This is a genomic window from Flavobacterium sp. ACN6 (assembly GCF_002304005.1).
Taxonomy (GTDB): Bacteria; Bacteroidota; Bacteroidia; order Flavobacteriales; family Flavobacteriaceae; genus Flavobacterium.
Map to the genome: position 1 here is coordinate 202,067 of NZ_MRCQ01000005.1, position 16,985 is coordinate 219,051.

At 34.0% G+C, this 16,985-nt stretch carries 13 protein-coding genes; 4 read left to right on the forward strand and 9 right to left on the reverse strand.

Annotated features, from left to right (window positions below):
- Nucleotides 1-262: 262 nt before the first annotated feature.
- From BSF42_RS09750 to BSF42_RS09770, 4 genes are all read right to left on the reverse strand, one after another.
- Nucleotides 263-1,147 (reverse strand): DUF4349 domain-containing protein, encoded by an 885-nt coding sequence (locus tag BSF42_RS09750; protein ID WP_095952897.1) that lies wholly within the window; start codon nucleotides 1,145-1,147, stop codon nucleotides 263-265.
- Nucleotides 1,148-1,629: 482 nt separating this feature from the next.
- Entirely contained in the window at nucleotides 1,630-3,729 is a 2,100-nt protein-coding gene (gene feoB, locus BSF42_RS09760) for a ferrous iron transport protein B (protein ID WP_095952899.1), read from the reverse strand.
- Complete coding sequence (locus BSF42_RS09765) at nucleotides 3,729-3,968, reverse strand: FeoA family protein (RefSeq protein ID WP_095952900.1); 240 nt, start codon at nucleotides 3,966-3,968, stop codon at nucleotides 3,729-3,731. The genes feoB and BSF42_RS09765 overlap by 1 nt, the downstream gene beginning before the upstream one ends.
- Nucleotides 3,969-4,071: 103 nt before the next feature.
- Entirely contained in the window at nucleotides 4,072-4,737 is a 666-nt protein-coding gene (locus BSF42_RS09770; RefSeq protein WP_095952901.1) for an SCO family protein, read from the reverse strand.
- Nucleotides 4,738-4,963: 226 nt separating this feature from the next.
- On the opposite strand from BSF42_RS09770, the gene BSF42_RS09775 reads away from it, so the two are divergent.
- Together BSF42_RS09775 and BSF42_RS09780 are read left to right on the forward strand one after the other, a co-directional pair.
- Nucleotides 4,964-7,024 (forward strand): M13 family metallopeptidase, encoded by a 2,061-nt coding sequence (locus BSF42_RS09775; RefSeq protein ID WP_095952902.1) that lies wholly within the window; start codon nucleotides 4,964-4,966, stop codon nucleotides 7,022-7,024.
- Nucleotides 7,025-7,193: 169 nt separating this feature from the next.
- A complete protein-coding gene (locus tag BSF42_RS09780; RefSeq protein WP_095952903.1) occupies nucleotides 7,194-9,254 on the forward strand; it encodes a M13 family metallopeptidase in 2,061 nt (686 codons plus the stop codon).
- 591 nt (nucleotides 9,255-9,845) lie between these two features.
- Here BSF42_RS09780 and BSF42_RS09785 read toward each other — a convergent pair.
- From BSF42_RS09785 to hemB, 3 genes are read right to left on the reverse strand one after another with little or no spacing between them, the layout of a single operon-like run.
- On the reverse strand, nucleotides 9,846-10,244 hold the full coding sequence (locus BSF42_RS09785) for a c-type cytochrome (RefSeq protein ID WP_095952904.1): 399 nt from the start codon (nucleotides 10,242-10,244) through the stop codon (nucleotides 9,846-9,848).
- An 11-nt stretch (nucleotides 10,245-10,255) separates the two neighbouring features.
- The gene (locus BSF42_RS09790; protein WP_095952905.1) at nucleotides 10,256-11,170 is read right to left on the reverse strand and encodes a hypothetical protein; all 915 of its coding nucleotides are present in this window, start codon (nucleotides 11,168-11,170) and stop codon (nucleotides 10,256-10,258) included.
- 52 nt (nucleotides 11,171-11,222) lie between these two features.
- Complete coding sequence (hemB, locus tag BSF42_RS09795; RefSeq protein WP_095952906.1) at nucleotides 11,223-12,215, reverse strand: porphobilinogen synthase; 993 nt, start codon at nucleotides 12,213-12,215, stop codon at nucleotides 11,223-11,225.
- A gap of 279 nt (nucleotides 12,216-12,494) precedes the next feature.
- Between hemB and BSF42_RS09800 the strand changes: the two genes are divergently transcribed.
- Both BSF42_RS09800 and BSF42_RS09805 read left to right on the forward strand, forming a co-directional pair.
- A complete protein-coding gene (locus BSF42_RS09800; RefSeq protein WP_095952907.1) occupies nucleotides 12,495-13,127 on the forward strand; it encodes a hypothetical protein in 633 nt (210 codons plus the stop codon).
- 2 nt (nucleotides 13,128-13,129) lie between these two features.
- Complete coding sequence (locus tag BSF42_RS09805; RefSeq protein WP_095952908.1) at nucleotides 13,130-14,935, forward strand: hypothetical protein; 1,806 nt, start codon at nucleotides 13,130-13,132, stop codon at nucleotides 14,933-14,935.
- Between the two features lie 73 nt (nucleotides 14,936-15,008).
- Here BSF42_RS09805 and BSF42_RS09810 read toward each other — a convergent pair whose 3' ends face one another.
- The gene (locus tag BSF42_RS09810; protein ID WP_095953028.1) at nucleotides 15,009-15,896 is read right to left on the reverse strand and encodes a fructose bisphosphate aldolase; all 888 of its coding nucleotides are present in this window, start codon (nucleotides 15,894-15,896) and stop codon (nucleotides 15,009-15,011) included.
- A gap of 88 nt (nucleotides 15,897-15,984) precedes the next feature.
- On the reverse strand, nucleotides 15,985-16,923 hold the full coding sequence (locus BSF42_RS09815) for a DUF4421 family protein (RefSeq protein ID WP_095952909.1): 939 nt from the start codon (nucleotides 16,921-16,923) through the stop codon (nucleotides 15,985-15,987).
- Nucleotides 16,924-16,985 lie beyond the last annotated feature (62 nt).

Sequence of the window (16,985 nt, forward strand, 5' to 3'; positions counted from 1 at the left end):
TACTGGAAATTTTAAAAGTATATTTTCGTGTAGTAATTAGTATTCGTGTTTGATAGTTAGGGTTTCAATGGTGCACAGAATTCCCAAGCAAAATTGAAGATCTTCTAACCCGTTTTCCGGTAAGCAGAATTGAATTTTTCTTCGTTTAGTTTTACGTAGAATGTGAAGGAATTAAATAGTTTTTGTCTTTAATTGTCCAGTTTGAAAAGTAGGAAAGGAATACTCATTACTGATTCTCAAACAGGATAAATGCATTTTTATTTTACTCGTTTAGTTTTTTATTTATTGTTGAGATAATTTTGAGTTTATCAGCTATTACCAATAAAACAAATAATGTCAATGAAAGGAAAAGTACGGTAACTACACTTAGTAAAAAATATTTCATTGACCATTCAAGTGCAACTTTGATTCTGTGAACAAAACTGATACTTTTTTCTGCAGCCCCTTCGTACATTGAGAATCTTACGGTGCAAAATTCATTTTCAGTATTGAAATTTCCCAGTTCAACACCCAATCCCTGCAATTGCTCTTCAACTTCCAAAATTTTGTCATTCAGGGAAATAAAATCTGAAATCTGTCCTCCTTTAGATTTGAGCTCAAGTAAGGATTGAAGCATTTTTTCGATAGAAATCTTTTTAGCATTCAATTGACGGTATTCATTCGTTTTATCAACTTTCGTAATTTCAGTATCTTTAAGTATTCCAACTTTTTGGAGATCAACATAAAAATCATCAAACTTTGCGGGATTTACTCCAATAAGCAGGTGAATTTGTCTATTTCCTTTTTGCCCTATTTTTTGCTCATATTGAATAATTGCATTGTACGATTTTGTTTTTGCTTTAACTATATATTCATCTTTTTGATATTCAGATGTTTTTGTTTTAAGTGATGCCGTTTTTTCAAATTTCTGAGTAGAAGCCATATTCGGAGCGGCAGGTTTAAAGTCCCCTTTTACAGCTACTTTTTCAGAAGCGTAGTTCTTTCTTAAATTATCAATGCTTCCAAAAAAGTTGTCACTGTAATCATTTCCAGAAGTTTGACTAGAAGCAGCATAACCGTATAGAAGTCTAAATACAAACAATAAAATAAACAACCCAGCAGACCATTTGCCTAATTTCCAAATTCTATTTTTAAAGTTATTTGCCATCTCAATTAATTTGAATAATATTTATGTTTCATGTAAATGTACATAATAATAAGTGCGCACAAAAAACCAAGCGAGAACCACAATAATCTTGCAACTCTATTGTCTCTAATGATCTCTATTTTATCTTCTGGATTCATTTTCATGCATTTAGAATCCCAAAATTAAGAGAACTTGAATTTATAAGTCTGACCTAAAAGTTTTTAAAGTATCATAAAAAGACATTTTTATTTGAAAGAATATATTCTTAATATAAAAAGCTTCTCAGAGAAATCGAAATATCTCTGCGAAGCTTTGTGTTTTTATTTTGAGAATCTCTGCAAAATTACTTTTTAAATCTCAGCACCTTAAAATTACGAACATCCACAATCAGTTCCATTCCCACAGTCCTTTTTCTTTTTAGATTTAAAAAAGTACTTTTTGATCAGAAAAGCAACGGCTAATCCTAATATGGCGAAAGCTATAATTTGCTGGATCATAATTTTTTATTTTAATAATTGATACGCAATTAGTGCAGTAAAATAGGCTAATGCACTCATGAAGACTAACTGCATTGCCGGCCATTTCCACGAATTGGTTTCTTTTTTAGTAATTGCCAATGTACTGGCACACTGCATCGCAAAAGCATAAAACAGTAACAATGAAATTCCGGTTGGAAAATCAAATACTTTTTTTCCTGTTTCTGGACGAATTTCTGCTGCCATTTTGCTTTTTATAGTCGATTCGTTGTCTGTGTCACCAACACTGTAAATAGTTGCAAGAGTTCCCACAAAAACTTCACGTGCAGCAAATGAACTGATTAATGCAATTCCGATTTTCCAATCGTAACCCAAAGGCGCAATGGCAGGTTCGATTGCTCTACCCATTAATCCGATATATGAATTCTCCAGTTTTTGAGAGGCAACTTCATTTTCAAACTGAGTCTCGTCTATAGCTTTATTGGCAAATCTTTCTTTTACAATAGATTCTGCTTCATTAAAATCTTTTCCAGGTCCGTACGAAGCTAAAAACCATAAAATGACCGATATCGCCAAGATAATTTTACCCGCGCCAACAATAAAAGCTTTTGTTTTTTCAACAACATTGATTCCGACATTTTTGAAAAGCGGCATTTTATAGCTAGGCATTTCAACAACGAAATACGTTTTTGATTCCAATTTTAAAACTTTGTTCAAAATATAGGCTGATAAAATTGCTGCAAAAAAGCCTAAAACATATAAAAGCATTAAAGTTAATCCCTGAATATTTAGAAAACCAAAAAGACGTTTACTCGGAATAACCAAAGAAATAATAATAGCATAAACTGGTAATCTGGCAGAGCAAGTCGTGAAAGGCGTTACTAGGATCGTAATAAGACGTTCTTTCCAGTTTTCGATATTTCGCGTAGCCATAATCGCTGGAATCGCACAAGCAGTTCCCGAAATTAAAGGCACAACACTTTTTCCGGAAAGTCCGAACTTGCGCATTATTTTGTCCATTAAAAATACCACACGGCTCATATAACCGCTTTCTTCCAAAATAGAAATAAACAAGAACAAGAAGGCAATCTGCGGAATGAAAATAATAACACCGCCAATTCCTGGTATAATTCCCTGCGAAAGTAAATCAGTCAAAATACCGCTTGGCAGTTCTGCGGCAACCCAGCTGCTTAACGAAGCAAAAGTGCTGTCAATAAAATCCATCGGAATTGTCGACCAGCTGAAAATAGATTGGAAAATCAAAAATAAAATAGCAAAGAAAATCACATAACCCCAAACTTTATGCGTTAAAACGCGGTCCAGTTTAGCTCGGATATCTTTGGCCATCGAAGCGTCAACTTTTAAACCTTCTTTTAAAACATCATTTATAAATTGATATCTTTTAATGGTTTCTTTTTGTTGTAAACGCTTTAATTCTGAATGTGATTTGGTAAAAGTGCTTCGAACTTCATTTCGGTCTAAATTCGAAAAATTGACGTCCTGCGTAATTACCAGCCACAATTTGTACATTAATTGATTCGGAAAAGCATGCTGTAATTTTTGAAAATATTCAGGATCAATTACAGAAGCATTTAAGCAAGGTTCGTTTGGCAGGGTTTTATAAGAAACAATTAGTTCTTTCAATTCCTCAATTCCTAAACCTTTGCGCGAACTTACTAAAGCAATTTTGGTTTTTAGTTTTTCTTCTAAATACGGAATGTCCAAGGTAATTCCTTTTCTTTCCATACGATCAGACATATTGATAACCAAAATCGTTGGAATTTCAAGGTCTTTGATCTGTGTGTAGATCAGTAAATTTCTTTTCAGATTTTCAACATCTGTTACAACAACAGCAACATCAGGATATAATTTGTCGTTTTTGTTTAATAAAAGTTCAATAACCACGCTTTCGTCCATCGAACTGGCATTCAAACTATACGTTCCTGGTAAATCTAGAATGTTAGCTTTTATATTATGAGTCAGTTTGCAGAACCCCATTTTTTTCTCAACCGTAATTCCGGGATAATTACCAACCTGCTGGTTAAGACCCGTTAATTGATTGAAAACTGAAGTTTTTCCAGTGTTTGGATTCCCAATAAGGGCAACGTTTATATTTTGAACACTCATTACAAATTGTTTTTGATAAGTTCAACTTCAATTTCACGAGCGGTTTCAATACGAATCGCGACATGCGAACCGTTAATGTCCAAATATAAAGGATCTCCAAAAGGGGCAATCTGCAGTAATTCAACTAAGCTGCCAGGAAGACAACCCATTTCTAATAATTTAAGTGGAATAAGATCGATATCAAAATCTTTGATAATGGCTTTCTCGCCTTTTTTCAGAGTGTGGATTGTATTTTGCAAGCTTATTTAGATTGAATTTAGATTGCAAAAGTAGACAATTATTCTTTATTTCAAGGCATTTAACACTTGCTCAAATGCTAAATGTTTCTAAAAATAAGGCTTTTTACTCTTTTGAGAGGAAATCAATATCTTCCAAAAGACGTTTGATGTCTTCTTTGTTTGTTCCGTCATAAAAACCTCTAACACGTCTTTTTTGATCAACCAAAACAAAATTCTCGGTATGAACCATATCGTACAATTGATCTGGGCGTCCAAGCTTTACTGCCAAATAGGATTTTCTGGCCATTTTGTAAATGTCTTTTTTATCGCCGGTAACCAAATTCCACTTGCTGTCTACAACGCCGTATTTAATTGCATAAGCTTTTAAAACAGAAACGCTGTCCACTTCTGGAAAAACCGTATGAGAAAGCAGCATAACTTTTGGATTGTTCAAAACAGCCTTTTGAACATCTACAAGATTCGTTGACATTTTAGGGCAGATCGAACCGCAGGTGGTAAAAAAGAAATCGGCAACATAGATTTTTCCTTCGTAATTTTTCTGCGTAATCGTATCGCCATTTTGGTTTACAAATGAAAAATCGGCAATTGTGTGGTATTTGCTTTTATATTGAACCGTACTATCGACTAACTCAGGATTTACATCGGCTGGATTATAAATTGGCAGTGTCTTTTTAGGTTTTAATGCCGAATAAAACAAAGATATCGTAACAACCGAAAACAGTATTAAAACAATAAAGAATTTGCGGTATTTATATAAAAGCGATTTCATAAAAATAATTTGGCGCAAAAGTACAAAAAGGAGATTTTAAAAACTTTACTCCAATATTTTTTAACAGGCTTTTGTAACATTTATTACGAAGATGTATACTAATGAAAAAGTTTTAAATTGCTAGCTGTGAAATTTATGCTTGTTTTTGATTTTGCAGTTAGGATTTTAACATAATTTTTAAAATAATAACAATATGTTTGTATTTTCCACTAAACTATAAACTTTTATGAAAAAACAATTTGCTAAACCTGTGTTTGGTGTATTATCTGCAATTTTTTCAATGACTGCAGTTCAAGCACAAGAGACAGCTTCTAAAGAACCGGGTATCAATGTATCTTACATGGATAAGAAAATCAGTCCAAGTCAGGATTTCTTTAAATTTGTAAACGGAACTTGGCTTGAAAAAACAGAAATTCCGAGCGACCGTACAACATGGGGAAGTTTTAATGAGCTGATCAAAAGAACGGACAAAGATGTAATGACGGTTTTAAAAGACGCGTCGAAAAACCCAAAATACAAATCAAATACAGATCAGGGAAAAGCAGTTAATTTATTTAGCACCTATTTAGATACGATTGGAAGAGATAAAAAAGGAATCGAACCGCTAAAACCTTATCTGAAAAAAATCGATGCCATTAAAAATGTTGCCGATTTACAGAAATATTTGGTGGAAATGGAAAAAGAAGGCGGTTCTGGATTTTTCGGTATCTACATTGGAGCTGATGATAAAAACAGTTCTAAAAATTCCGTAAATCTTGCTCCAAGCGGACTTGGACTTCCTGACAAGGATTATTATATTTCTGATGATAAAGACTCTAAAGAAAAACGTGCAAAATACGAATTGCATGTGGCAAGAATGCTTCAGTTTATTGGAGAATCTCCAGAGAAAGCAAAACAAAGCGCTGCCGAAATTTTAGCTTTGGAAACAGAATTGTCGCAGCCGAGATTAAACAGAGTTGAACAAAGAGACAGCCGTTTGCAATACAACCCAATGACTGTTGCTGATATTCAAAAACTGACACCGGCAATTAAATGGAACGAATATTTCTCTGGTTTAGGAATTACGAAATTAGATTCAGTAATTGTGAGCGAACCAAAATATATGAAGGCGCTGCAAACTGTTTTTACTGAAAACAAAGTAGGAGCGTGGAAAGAATATTTGAAATGGGATTTACTAAACGGTGCGAGTGGACAATTATCTACAGCACTTGATGACGCCCGTTTTGACTTTTACAGCAAAACTTTAAGAGGAGCTATCAAACAACTTCCAGCTGAAGAAAGAGCGCTTAATATCATAAATAGTACGGTTGGTGAGGCTTTAGGTAAATTGTATGTAGAGAAATTATTTCCTGCTGAAGCAAAAGAGAAAGCGCAGAAAATGATCCAAAATGTGATTTTGGCTTATAAAAATAGAATCAATTCTTTGACCTGGATGTCTCCTGAAACAAAAGTGAAAGCGGTTGAAAAATTAAACAAAATTACGATCAAAATCGGATATCCTGATAAATGGAAAGACTATTCTGCTTTAACAATGAAGAGTGTTTCTGAAGGTGGAACTTACTTTGATAACATGAAAAATTTATCAAAATGGAGCTTTAAAAAAAGTATTGATAAATTAAGTAAACCAGTTGATAAAACAGAATGGGGAATGTCTCCTCAAACGGTAAATGCTTATTATAATCCGTCTTATAACGAAATTGTATTTCCAGCAGCAATCTTACAGCCGCCATTTTACAATTACCAAGCTGACGAAGCGGTTAATTATGGTGGAATTGGTGCGGTAATCGGACATGAAATTTCTCATGGATTTGATGATTCTGGTGCACGCTACAACGCTGATGGAAATTTAGTTGACTGGTGGACAGAAGAAGATTTGAAACAATTTACAGTTTTAGGTACAGATTTAGCCAATCAATACAGCGCTCTTGAGCCATTGCCTGGAGTTCACGTTGATGGTAATTTTACTTTAGGTGAAAACATTGGAGATTTAGGCGGAATCAATGCGGCTTATGATGGTTTACAATTGTATTTAAAAGAAAATGGTAATCCAGGATTAATTGACGGATTTACACCAGAACAACGTTTCTTTATTTCTTGGGCTACTGTTTGGAGAACAAAAACAAGAGACGAAGCGATTAAAAATCAAGTAAAAACAGATCCACACTCGCCGGGAATGTACCGTGCGTATGTGCCAATTCAAAATGTAGATGCTTTCTACAAAGCTTTCGATATCAAGAAAGGCGATAAAATGTATGTTGAACCAGAAAAACGAGTTAAAATCTGGTAGTAGAATCATTATAGAATGAAAAAACGGCGCTTAATTAAGTGCCGTTTTTTATGGATTTAAAATGCCGGCAAATTAAATTATATTCCTACAATTAATTATTCGGAAATTTTAACATATTATTCAAAATAATAACAATATGTTTGTAATTACACTAAAACGTTAAATAAAAATGATAAAAAAGCTTTCAAAACCTATGTTTTGTGTAGTTTCTGCAATGTTTTCATTAACAGCAGTACACGCACAAAATGCAAAGCCAAAGGAACCAGGAATTAATGTTTCCAACATGGATCCTAAAATTAGTGCAAGTCAGGATTTTTTCCGTTATGTAAACGGTGCCTGGTTAGATAAAACAGAGATCCCGAGTGATCGTAATTCTTGGGGGAGTTTTAACGAACTGCGCCAGAAGACAGATACCGATGCACTCGCTATTTTAAAAGCGGCTTCGAAAGATCCAAAATATAAATCAAATACAGATCAAGGTAAGGCAATTGCATTATTCAATACTATTTTGGATACTGTTGGAAGAAATAAAAGAGGTATTACACCGCTTCAGCCTTATTTGAAAAAAATCGATGCCATTAAAAATGTGGCGGATCTTCAAAATTATATAACCGAAATGCAGCTTGCGGGCGGTTCTGGTTTCTTTGGAGTTTACGTTGGTGCTGATGCTAAAAATAGTAACAAAAGCACCGTTAACCTTGGTCCAGGAAGTTTAGGTTTATCTGATAAGGATTATTACAACGCTGATGATAAAGATTCTAAAGAAAAACGTGAAAAATACGAAGATCACGTTGCCAGAATGCTGCAATACATTGGTGAATCTCCTGCAAAAGCAAAGGAAAGCGCAAAACAAATTTTGGCTTTAGAAGTTGAAATGTCTGCGCCAAGATTGGACCGTGTGGAGAGAAGAGACAGAAGAAAACAATACAATCCAACTGCTGTTGCAGATTTGAAAAAAAATACGCCTTCTATTCAATGGGAAAAATATTTCACAGGAATCGGAATGGCAAAATTAGATACTGTAAATGTGGCACAGCCCCGTTACATGATCGCTTTGGAAAAAACTTTTACTGAAAAGAAAGTAGAGGCTTGGAAAGAGTATTTGAAATGGTCATTATTAAACAGATCTGCTTCAACTTTAAGTACAGAGATTGAAAATGCCAATTTTGATTTCTACGGAAAAACATTAACTGGAGCTTTAAAACAGCGTCCGCGCGAAGAAGTAGCTTTGCAGGTAATCAACGGAGCAACGGGAGAAGCTTTAGGAAAATTATATGTAGAAAAATTATTTCCTGCTGAAGCAAAAGCAAAAGCGAAAGACATGATTGCTAATGTAATGCTGGCTTATGAAAACAGAATCAATGCGCTGCCTTGGATGTCAAAAGAGACGAAAGTAAAAGCCATTGAGAAACTAAACAAATTGACGGTTAAGATTGGATATCCTGATAAATGGAAAGATTATTCAAAACTAGAACTTAAAAATGTCAATGAAGGCGGTACTTATTTTGATAATATGAAAAATTTATCAAAATGGTCTTATTCTGAAGCCTTAGCAAAATTGGGTAAACCAGTTGATAAAACAGAGTGGGGAATGTCTCCGCAAACGGTTAATGCTTATTTCAACCCTTCTTATAACGAAATTGTATTCCCAGCAGCAATTTTACAGCCTCCTTTCTATAATTATCAAGCGGACGAAGCAGTTAATTATGGCGGAATTGGAGCAGTAATTGGTCACGAAATCTCTCATGGTTTTGATGATTCAGGAGCACGATACAATGCTGATGGAAACTTAGTGGACTGGTGGACGCCAGAAGATTTAAAACAATTTACGGTTCTTGGAGGTGAATTAGCGGCACAATACAGTGCATTAGAACCGCTTCCTGGAATCTTTGTTGATGGTAAGTTTACTTTAGGTGAAAATATTGGAGATTTGGGAGGTATTAATGCTGCTTATGATGGTTTGCAATTGTATTTGAAAAAGAATGGAAATCCAGGTTTGATCGATGGATTTACTCCAGAACAACGATTTTTTATCTCTTGGGCTACAGTTTGGAGAACAAAATCTCGTGACGAAGCGATCAAAAGTCAGGTGAAAACAGATCCGCATTCTCCAGGAATGTATAGAGCTGTCGTGCCAATTAAAAACTTAGATTCTTTCTATGAGGTATTTGGAATTAAAAAAGGAGAACCTATGTATTTAGAACCAGAAAAGAGAGTTAAAATCTGGTAATTTAGATTCTATGATATTAAAATGGGCTGTCTCGAATTGAGACAGCCCATTTTTTATAATTATCTAGTTTTGTGAATGGAAATTAAGATTATCATTTTTCCATATCTGTTCCGTAGGAACATTTCATTGGTAAAAAACAAATATTGGCCATCCATGTATGATTCGTGGCTGCGTTTGATTTTGCCAGCATCATTTTTCTATATCTTTTTATCATTTCTTAGGAATGTTTCATTGGTAGAAAAAAAATAGTAACAAGTCTCATTTACGTTCTGTAGGAACGTTTGATATGTTTGATTGTCAAAGAAATTAGGATGTCAAACGTTCCTATGGAACGTAAAAAAAATCATAAAATATAAATTTTCTACCGTTGAAATGTTCCTACGGAACAGAGATATATATAAATAGAAAAACGGCGCCAATGCAGCGCCGTTTTTGTTTTTTTGTACTAAGTCCCGGAGGGACGCAATATTTATAGAATATTTATTTTTTAGTTCTAAACCCCGTAGGGGTGATATTTGACGTAAAATTTCGCTCCTATGGAGCTTTAATTCATAATGAAAAATTAACTATAAATATGCCGTTCCGATGGAACTATTTCAAATAACTGTAAATATAAACCTCAATAGCTTTTAATTCTTCATCAGACATCGCCTGCGTTATTGGGAAGTTTGTTTTCATCACCGCAAACTGACTCGGATCTACAATGGGTTCGGCATTTCCTTTTAAAAAAGTGACCATATCGCCCTTTTTGTCTTTGTAGATTTTGGCAATTTCCTTAATGCTTGGTCCAATCACTTTTTGATCCGGCTGATGGCATGCAAAGCAATTTCCAGTTCCTTCAAAAATTTGTTTTCCCAATTCTTCTGGTGTTTTGGCTTTCGCCGATTCTCCTTCAGAATACGATTCCGTTGTCTGATCTGTTTTTTCAGAACCCTCTTTTTTACAAGAGGCAAAAGCTAAAACAGCAGCTAAAAATACTGCTTTATTCATATTTTAATGTATTATTTCATCGCTTCAAATTTGTAGCCATTAAAAAGTAATTTAGCTACAAGTTGTTTTTCAAGTAAATCTTTGTCTCCTTTTTGAACAGAAAGCTTAATTTTTTCTGTGTCTGTAAGGGTACCTTTTAAAGGGAAATATTTATTGTCTGCAGTAATTACTTCGTCTTTAATGTTTTTACCTGTTGTTGGGTTAGTATATCCTGTTTTTGTAGCATACCATCCACCTAATTCTCTGTATTTTGTTTGTTCTCTGTTGTTATTATCTACAACTGTAAATATTGAATTTACCATGTACACTAAACTTGGAGGCCAATTAGGCATATAAGTGATATTTTTTTTCACTACATCTCCAATTTTTACATAATCTTGTACCATTCCATTTTCCTTTAAAACTTCTTGTTTTTGGTAAATGATTCCGTTTGTTACTTTTATGTTCAATGCTGCCATAGCATCCTGCTCCACTTTTAACTGATCAACAGTTTTTTGGTTAGCATCTGCAATTACTTTCTCAATATCAGTTGGTGTTCCGTTTATAAATTCCAAAACTCCTTTTTCGTCAATTCCTGCTGCACTGATAAATTTGTATTTGTCATTGCAAACACTTGCAACAATAGTTCTTTGAAAACTTAGACCTTGATCTTTACCATAATCAACAACTTCATTAGTTTTGCTGTTACTTAAATCAGTAAGAACAGACCAGTAAAGCGTAGATCCATCAGACATTAAAGCGCTTTTTCTCTCGATTGAAAAAATTGGGCGGCTATCCAACGTAAGGATTTTGTAATTTACCTTTTCTTTGTCTAAAATTGCAACCTCAGTTCCATCGATACTGATTTTGTCTTTTTTAAATTTAATTTCCTGAGCTACTGCTGTTAAGCCAGTAACTAATAAGAAAGAAAGTAATAATTTTTTCATATACTTTTAGTTTAGATTTGTGGCGCTAAAGTATATGTTTTTTTGTAATTAATTACTTGTTTAATAATATTGCTGCTTCTTTTGCGAAATAAGTCGAGATAATACTTGCACCAGCGCGCTTAATGCAATATAATTGCTCTATCATAATTTTATCATGATCCAGCCATCCTCTTTCTGCTGCTGCCTTTACCATAGCATACTCACCAGATACTTGGTAAACTGCAACCGGCACATGAACCGTATCTTTTATCTCACGAACAATGTCTAAATAAGCAATTCCTGGTTTTACCATTACAATATCTGCACCTTCCTCAACATCCAATAAAGCTTCGCGAATTCCTTCAATTCGGTTCGCATAATCCATTTGGTATGTTTTTTTATCTTTTGGGATATCTTGAGAATCTACTGGAGCAGAATCTAAAGCATCACGGAAAGGTCCGTAAAAAGCAGAAGCATATTTGGCGCTGTAACTCATAATTCCAACATTATGATGTCCGTTTTCTTCCAACGCTTTTCTTATCGCCAAAACGCGTCCATCCATCATGTCGCTTGGCGCTACGAAATCGGCACCCGCTTCGGCGTGGCTTAAACTCATTAAAGTTAGCGCGTCAAGAGTAGCATCGTTTACCAATTGGCCTTTTTCGATAATTCCGTCATGACCGTAAATAGAATACGGATCTAGGGCAACGTCTGGCATCACAATCATTTCTGGAACAGCATCTTTAATTGCGCGAATGGCTTGTTGCATTAATCCGTCTTTGTTCCAGGCTTCCGTTCCTTTATTGTCTTTTAAGTTGTCGCTCACTTTTACATAAATGTTCACCGCTTTGATACCCAAATCCCAAGCTTCTTTTACTTCTTTAATCGTGTTGTCCAGCGAATGACGGTAAATTCCAGGCATCGACGGAATAGCCGATTTTATATCTTTTCCTTCTGCAATAAACATAGGAAGCATAAAATCCTGCGGACTCAAACTGGTTTCACGAACTAAAGAGCGAATAGATTCATTGGTTCTTAAACGGCGGTTTCTCTGTAATGGGAACATATAAATTTAGATTTTAGATTTTAGATTTCAGACTGAACCTGATTTCCTTGAAAACAGATTGATTCATCCTTGTTTCTAAAAGTGTAATTGTTTTTTTCTTTTTTGAAGATTTTTTACTTTTTATAAAGTGCTGCAAAGTTAAAGAAAAAGGAATAGAGTAAGGTCTTTAGGGGAATACAGATCCGTTAATATTATCTAAAAATTTGATTTGTTCTGATACTTTGAGTTAGAATTTAGCTAAAGCATGGTTTTTAAAATATTTCCATCTAAATTTGTCTAATGAAGAAAATTCTCGCTTTATTTTGCTGTTTGCTCTTAACAAGTTGTTTTGAGATAACAGAAAGAATCAAACACCACGACGATCAAAGTGGTGAATATACGCTCATGATCGACTTTTCACGATCTTGGTTTAAGACAAAATCTGCTATTTGGCTCGAAGAAGTCGATGGCGTTAAAATTCCCAACGAACAGGAAATTGTTCAAAAGCTCGAAGACTTTAAAACCAAAGCTTTAAAAATTGACGGAATCTCAAACGTAACCACAAAAACAGATTTTAACAATTACGTATTTATCATCAAAGTCAATTATGCGAATTTGAAAGCATTAAATGCTGTTGTAAATACGATCAACAATCAGCGTGATCAGATTCACTTTAGCGGAAGCGGAAAAAATTTCGAAAGAATTGCCTCTTATCCAATTCCCGAAAAAGTAGTAAATGATCCGAAGAAAAAGAAAGATCTTGAGGAAGCCACGATTACTTCGATTTATACTTTTGATAAAGATATTCTCTCCGTAAATAATAACAACAGTAAAATTTCGACAAACAAAAAGACGGTTTTTTTAAAGCAAAGTATGTACAGCGTTTTGAAAAAATCGACATTAATGAATAATACCATACAATTAACGCCTTGATTATGAAACAATTTTATACTTTAATTTTTTTACTCGCCTCTTATTTAACGTTTGGACAAACCAACAAATACGATTATTTTGTGCAATTCAACGGAAATCAGCTTTCTAAAAAAGTAAGCGTTTCAGATGTTTTAAATCATCCGCTGATAAACAAATACAGCAGCAAAAAACCTGATTTTGATTTTAGTAAATATACTTCGCAGATCAATTTTGATCAAAAAATAAGCATTCACGGCAGTTTTACAGACAGCATTCCGTATTATCAAGTTACCATTCCGATAAAAGGGAGGGAAGCGCTTAGACAGTTTTTGATAAAAGAGTTTAAAATCAATAATAGTAATGACTCTATTGCTGCAATTGAAGATTTTGACAAATATTCTGTTTATACACCAAACGGCAAAAAGAGGTCGATGGTTTGGAATGATACTTATTTGGTTGTTTTAGAATTGACAAAAAAACTTTCTAAAAATGTTTATGATTTGCAGACTGAAGTTCAAATTGATTCTGCTTATTCGGAAGAAAGCTACGGCGATCCAGTAGAAGTTGTAGAGGCACCTGTAATAATTGAAGAGCCTGCGCCGATGGCAAATTCAACTCAGGAAGAATATTTGTATGATGGAAATCCATATGAAGAATATACTTTACAGCAGGCAGAATTTGATCGAAAATTAGCCGACAAACAAAATGAAATTATAAGAGGATTATTTGAAAACGGTTTTACGGCGCCAAGTTCATCAAAAATAAACGAATCGGCAGATATTTCATCTTGGGTAGATTATGGCGGTGCAATTTCGAGTTTGTATTCGGCATACAATTATCCGACGACAATTTTTGGTGGTTATGACAAGTTTTTACCGATGCAGAATAATTTTGGAAATTTTGTAAAAGGAATAAATGTTGATTTTTATTTTGACAATGATAATGCCCGTATTGAAGAAGTTGTAGAATATTCTGCAGAAATTGCGGGTGTAATCAATAAAATTACCAATAGAAAAATCAATAAAAAAATATTTGATTATTTCCCTGCAGAAAAGCCTTTGGCTTACGGTTCGTATCACATGAACACAAAAGAGGCGCTTGAAAGTTTTCCTTCCTTAACGGCTGATATATTTCAGAATCCTAAATTTGGAAAAGAAGATATAAGCGTTATTATCGATTTAATGTCGACAATAATCGATGAAGAAGCCACAGCAAAGCTTTTTGATGGTGATTTAAGCGCTTTTTTATATGGAATGAAAGATGTTGAGGTAATGACCAAAAAATACGGTTATGATGAAAATTATGAAGAAACAATTACAGAAGAGAAAGTGAAAAAATCTATTCCGTTGTTTGCTGTAATTTTTACTTCAACACATCCGACATTTGGAGACAAGCTTTTGCAATTGGGCGTTCGTAAAAAGTTATTAACGCAAAACGGAAATCAGTATCAGGTTTTTGGAACGGAAGAATATGGTACTGTTTTTATTCTAAAAGATAAAGATGTCGTAATTGTTGCCAATACAATGGATTATTTTAATAAAGGAACAGGTTCTTTTGTTAAAGAAACAAAGAAAGATTTGTCTAAAAATTACATGATTGGAAAACTTAATATTGCTCAGACTATAAATGCATTTGGGAAGAATGCGAAGGAATCAGATCTGGTTCAAATCAATAAAGTTGCTGCGCAGTTTTCAGATATTACAACAGAATCTCCAAAGAAACTAATTGATAATAAACTGAAATTCATCTTCAAACTAAATTCTAACAAATCTGATAAAAATATCATTTTGCAGACATTAGATTTAGCCGATGAAATGACTTCAAAATAATTCAAAAGCTATAAAATGTAAAAGCCCGAAAATCTAATTTTCGGGCTTTTTTTATATCTCAAAAGTGAATTTTTTATGTTATGGAAGCTTTGTAAATATCTTTAATTGTGGTTTCAAGTACAGCGTTGAAATCATCATCAGACTGACCCGCCGTAAGTCCTTCAGAAAGTGCTCTTGAAAAACTGGCAATTAATCCGTGGTTTTGAGTCAGTTTAAGATTTGCATCTTCTCGCGAATAACCGCCAGATAACGCCACAACGCGCACAACATGCGGATCCGACATTAATTCGCTGTAAAAATTATCTACAGTCGGAATTGATAATTTCAGCATTACTTTTACATCTTTGTCTAATGTTTTAAGCTGTTTACTGATTTCTTCTTTTAGAATTTCTTCTGATTTTTCTTTATCCGAACTGTAAATATCAATTTCAGGTTCAATAATCGGAATAAGTCCTTTGTTAAAGATTTGTAAACCAACTCTAAATTGCTGTTCTACAATATCACGTATCCCATCAGGATTTGCTTCTTTAATAACCGAACGCATTTTAGTCCCAAAAACATTTCGTTCTACTGCTCTTGTCAGCAATTCATCTAAATTTGGAATTGGTTTCATCAGCTGTACGCCGCCGGCAGTATCAGCAAGTCCTTTATCAACTTTTAGAAAAGGAACTATGTTTTTCTTTTCCCACAAATAATCTGCTGTCCATTGACCGTCGATTTTGCGGTCCATTGTGTTTTCAAACAAAATAGCACCAAGAATATATTGGCTGTCAAAAGCGGGACTTTTAATAATTCGGGTTCTCATGTCGTGTACCAGAGTGTACATTTCTTCATCATTTGAATAGCTGTTGTCTTGAACGCCATATAGCGATAATGCCTTTGGTGTGCTTCCGCCGCTTTGATCTAGTGCCGCAATAAATCCCTTACCGGAATGCATACGATTTAATTGATCCTGATTTATGTTTTCCATGATAATGCATTTGATTTTACAATAGCTGTAATTTACGCATTTTTTTTCCTCGGTATTACTTTCAAAAAGTTAAGATTTCTTAAAGGCCAATTTTTTCATTTGCCTTATCATAAATCTCTTTTACTTTTTTTGGAGGATCAAATCGGTATCCAACAGAAATTTTGAAGGTAGTAATATTGTCGTTGAGTCGGGTTTGTACTTTTTCATCTTGAGCAAAACTAATAGAATTCAGACTCGTGTAAGCGAAGAAACGATCTTTATTATAAGCAATCTTCAAGTTAAGATCCAACTGATACAATGCTGAGGTCTCGCCATCCATATCATTAATTCCGGCGCCTAAAGCTATTCCTGCACCAATTAAAACACGGTCGCTTATTACAAAATTATAAAAATAGGAGGGAGCTAAAGTAAAAACATACAAATCTCCAGGGGAAGAATCTGGAGTATTTAAGTCCAAATTAGTGTAATAAAAGGAAAAAGTTGGAATAAAACTTCCAGAACTTTTGGTCTGCCATTCATTATGACTTACCAATGATTTAAAAGAAAATTTATCGTTAAAGACATAAGCCGTCGATCCGCCAATTTTTGTAGTACGCATATTGGGCAGCTGCGCCGTTATGTTATCATCACTAATGTAAAATCCTTTTTGATTGATAAAAGTAAACGACTGCATCCATTTTTTATAATAAAAACGGGTGTTGAAATTGAAGTTTTTAGAATTTGAATCGCCTTTATTCCCGCTAAGAAATTTTGGAGCAAAACCAATAGTAACGTCAATGATTTTATAGCTTAAATTAAAACCAATCTGTTCTCTTCGATTGGGAATTAGATCTACATAAATTTTTGGATCCTGACTATCCGAAGTAATCTGAAAATTATTTGAAGTATCTAAATAATAAACGCTTGCGGTAATTTTATCGTCGTATGATTTAAAATAGGGGTTTTGCAGCGTATCGTTTTGGGCAAAAGCTCCAAATATGCTGGCAAAAAAGGCTATGTAAATCAGTTTTAGATTCATATTTATTATTTAGCAAAAATTTATAGTATATCCAATTATCATTTGAGATGAGCTCTAGCAGA

Excerpts from the sequence above, each read along its gene's own strand:
- BSF42_RS09750 (WP_095952897.1), bottom strand. The coding sequence starts at position 1,147 with ATGGCAAATAACTTTAAAAATAGAATTTGGAAATTAGGCAAATGGTCT.
- feoB (WP_095952899.1), bottom strand. The coding sequence starts at position 3,729 with ATGAGTGTTCAAAATATAAACGTTGCCCTTATTGGGAATCCAAACACT.
- BSF42_RS09770 (WP_095952901.1), bottom strand. The coding sequence starts at position 4,737 with ATGAAATCGCTTTTATATAAATACCGCAAATTCTTTATTGTTTTAATA.
- BSF42_RS09775 (WP_095952902.1), top strand. The coding sequence starts at position 4,964 with ATGAAAAAACAATTTGCTAAACCTGTGTTTGGTGTATTATCTGCAATT.
- BSF42_RS09780 (WP_095952903.1), top strand. The coding sequence starts at position 7,194 with ATGATAAAAAAGCTTTCAAAACCTATGTTTTGTGTAGTTTCTGCAATG.
- BSF42_RS09785 (WP_095952904.1), bottom strand. The coding sequence starts at position 10,244 with ATGAATAAAGCAGTATTTTTAGCTGCTGTTTTAGCTTTTGCCTCTTGT.
- BSF42_RS09790 (WP_095952905.1), bottom strand. The coding sequence starts at position 11,170 with ATGAAAAAATTATTACTTTCTTTCTTATTAGTTACTGGCTTAACAGCA.
- hemB (WP_095952906.1), bottom strand. The coding sequence starts at position 12,215 with ATGTTCCCATTACAGAGAAACCGCCGTTTAAGAACCAATGAATCTATT.
- BSF42_RS09800 (WP_095952907.1), top strand. The coding sequence starts at position 12,495 with ATGAAGAAAATTCTCGCTTTATTTTGCTGTTTGCTCTTAACAAGTTGT.
- BSF42_RS09805 (WP_095952908.1), top strand. The coding sequence starts at position 13,130 with ATGAAACAATTTTATACTTTAATTTTTTTACTCGCCTCTTATTTAACG.
- BSF42_RS09815 (WP_095952909.1), bottom strand. The coding sequence starts at position 16,923 with ATGAATCTAAAACTGATTTACATAGCCTTTTTTGCCAGCATATTTGGA.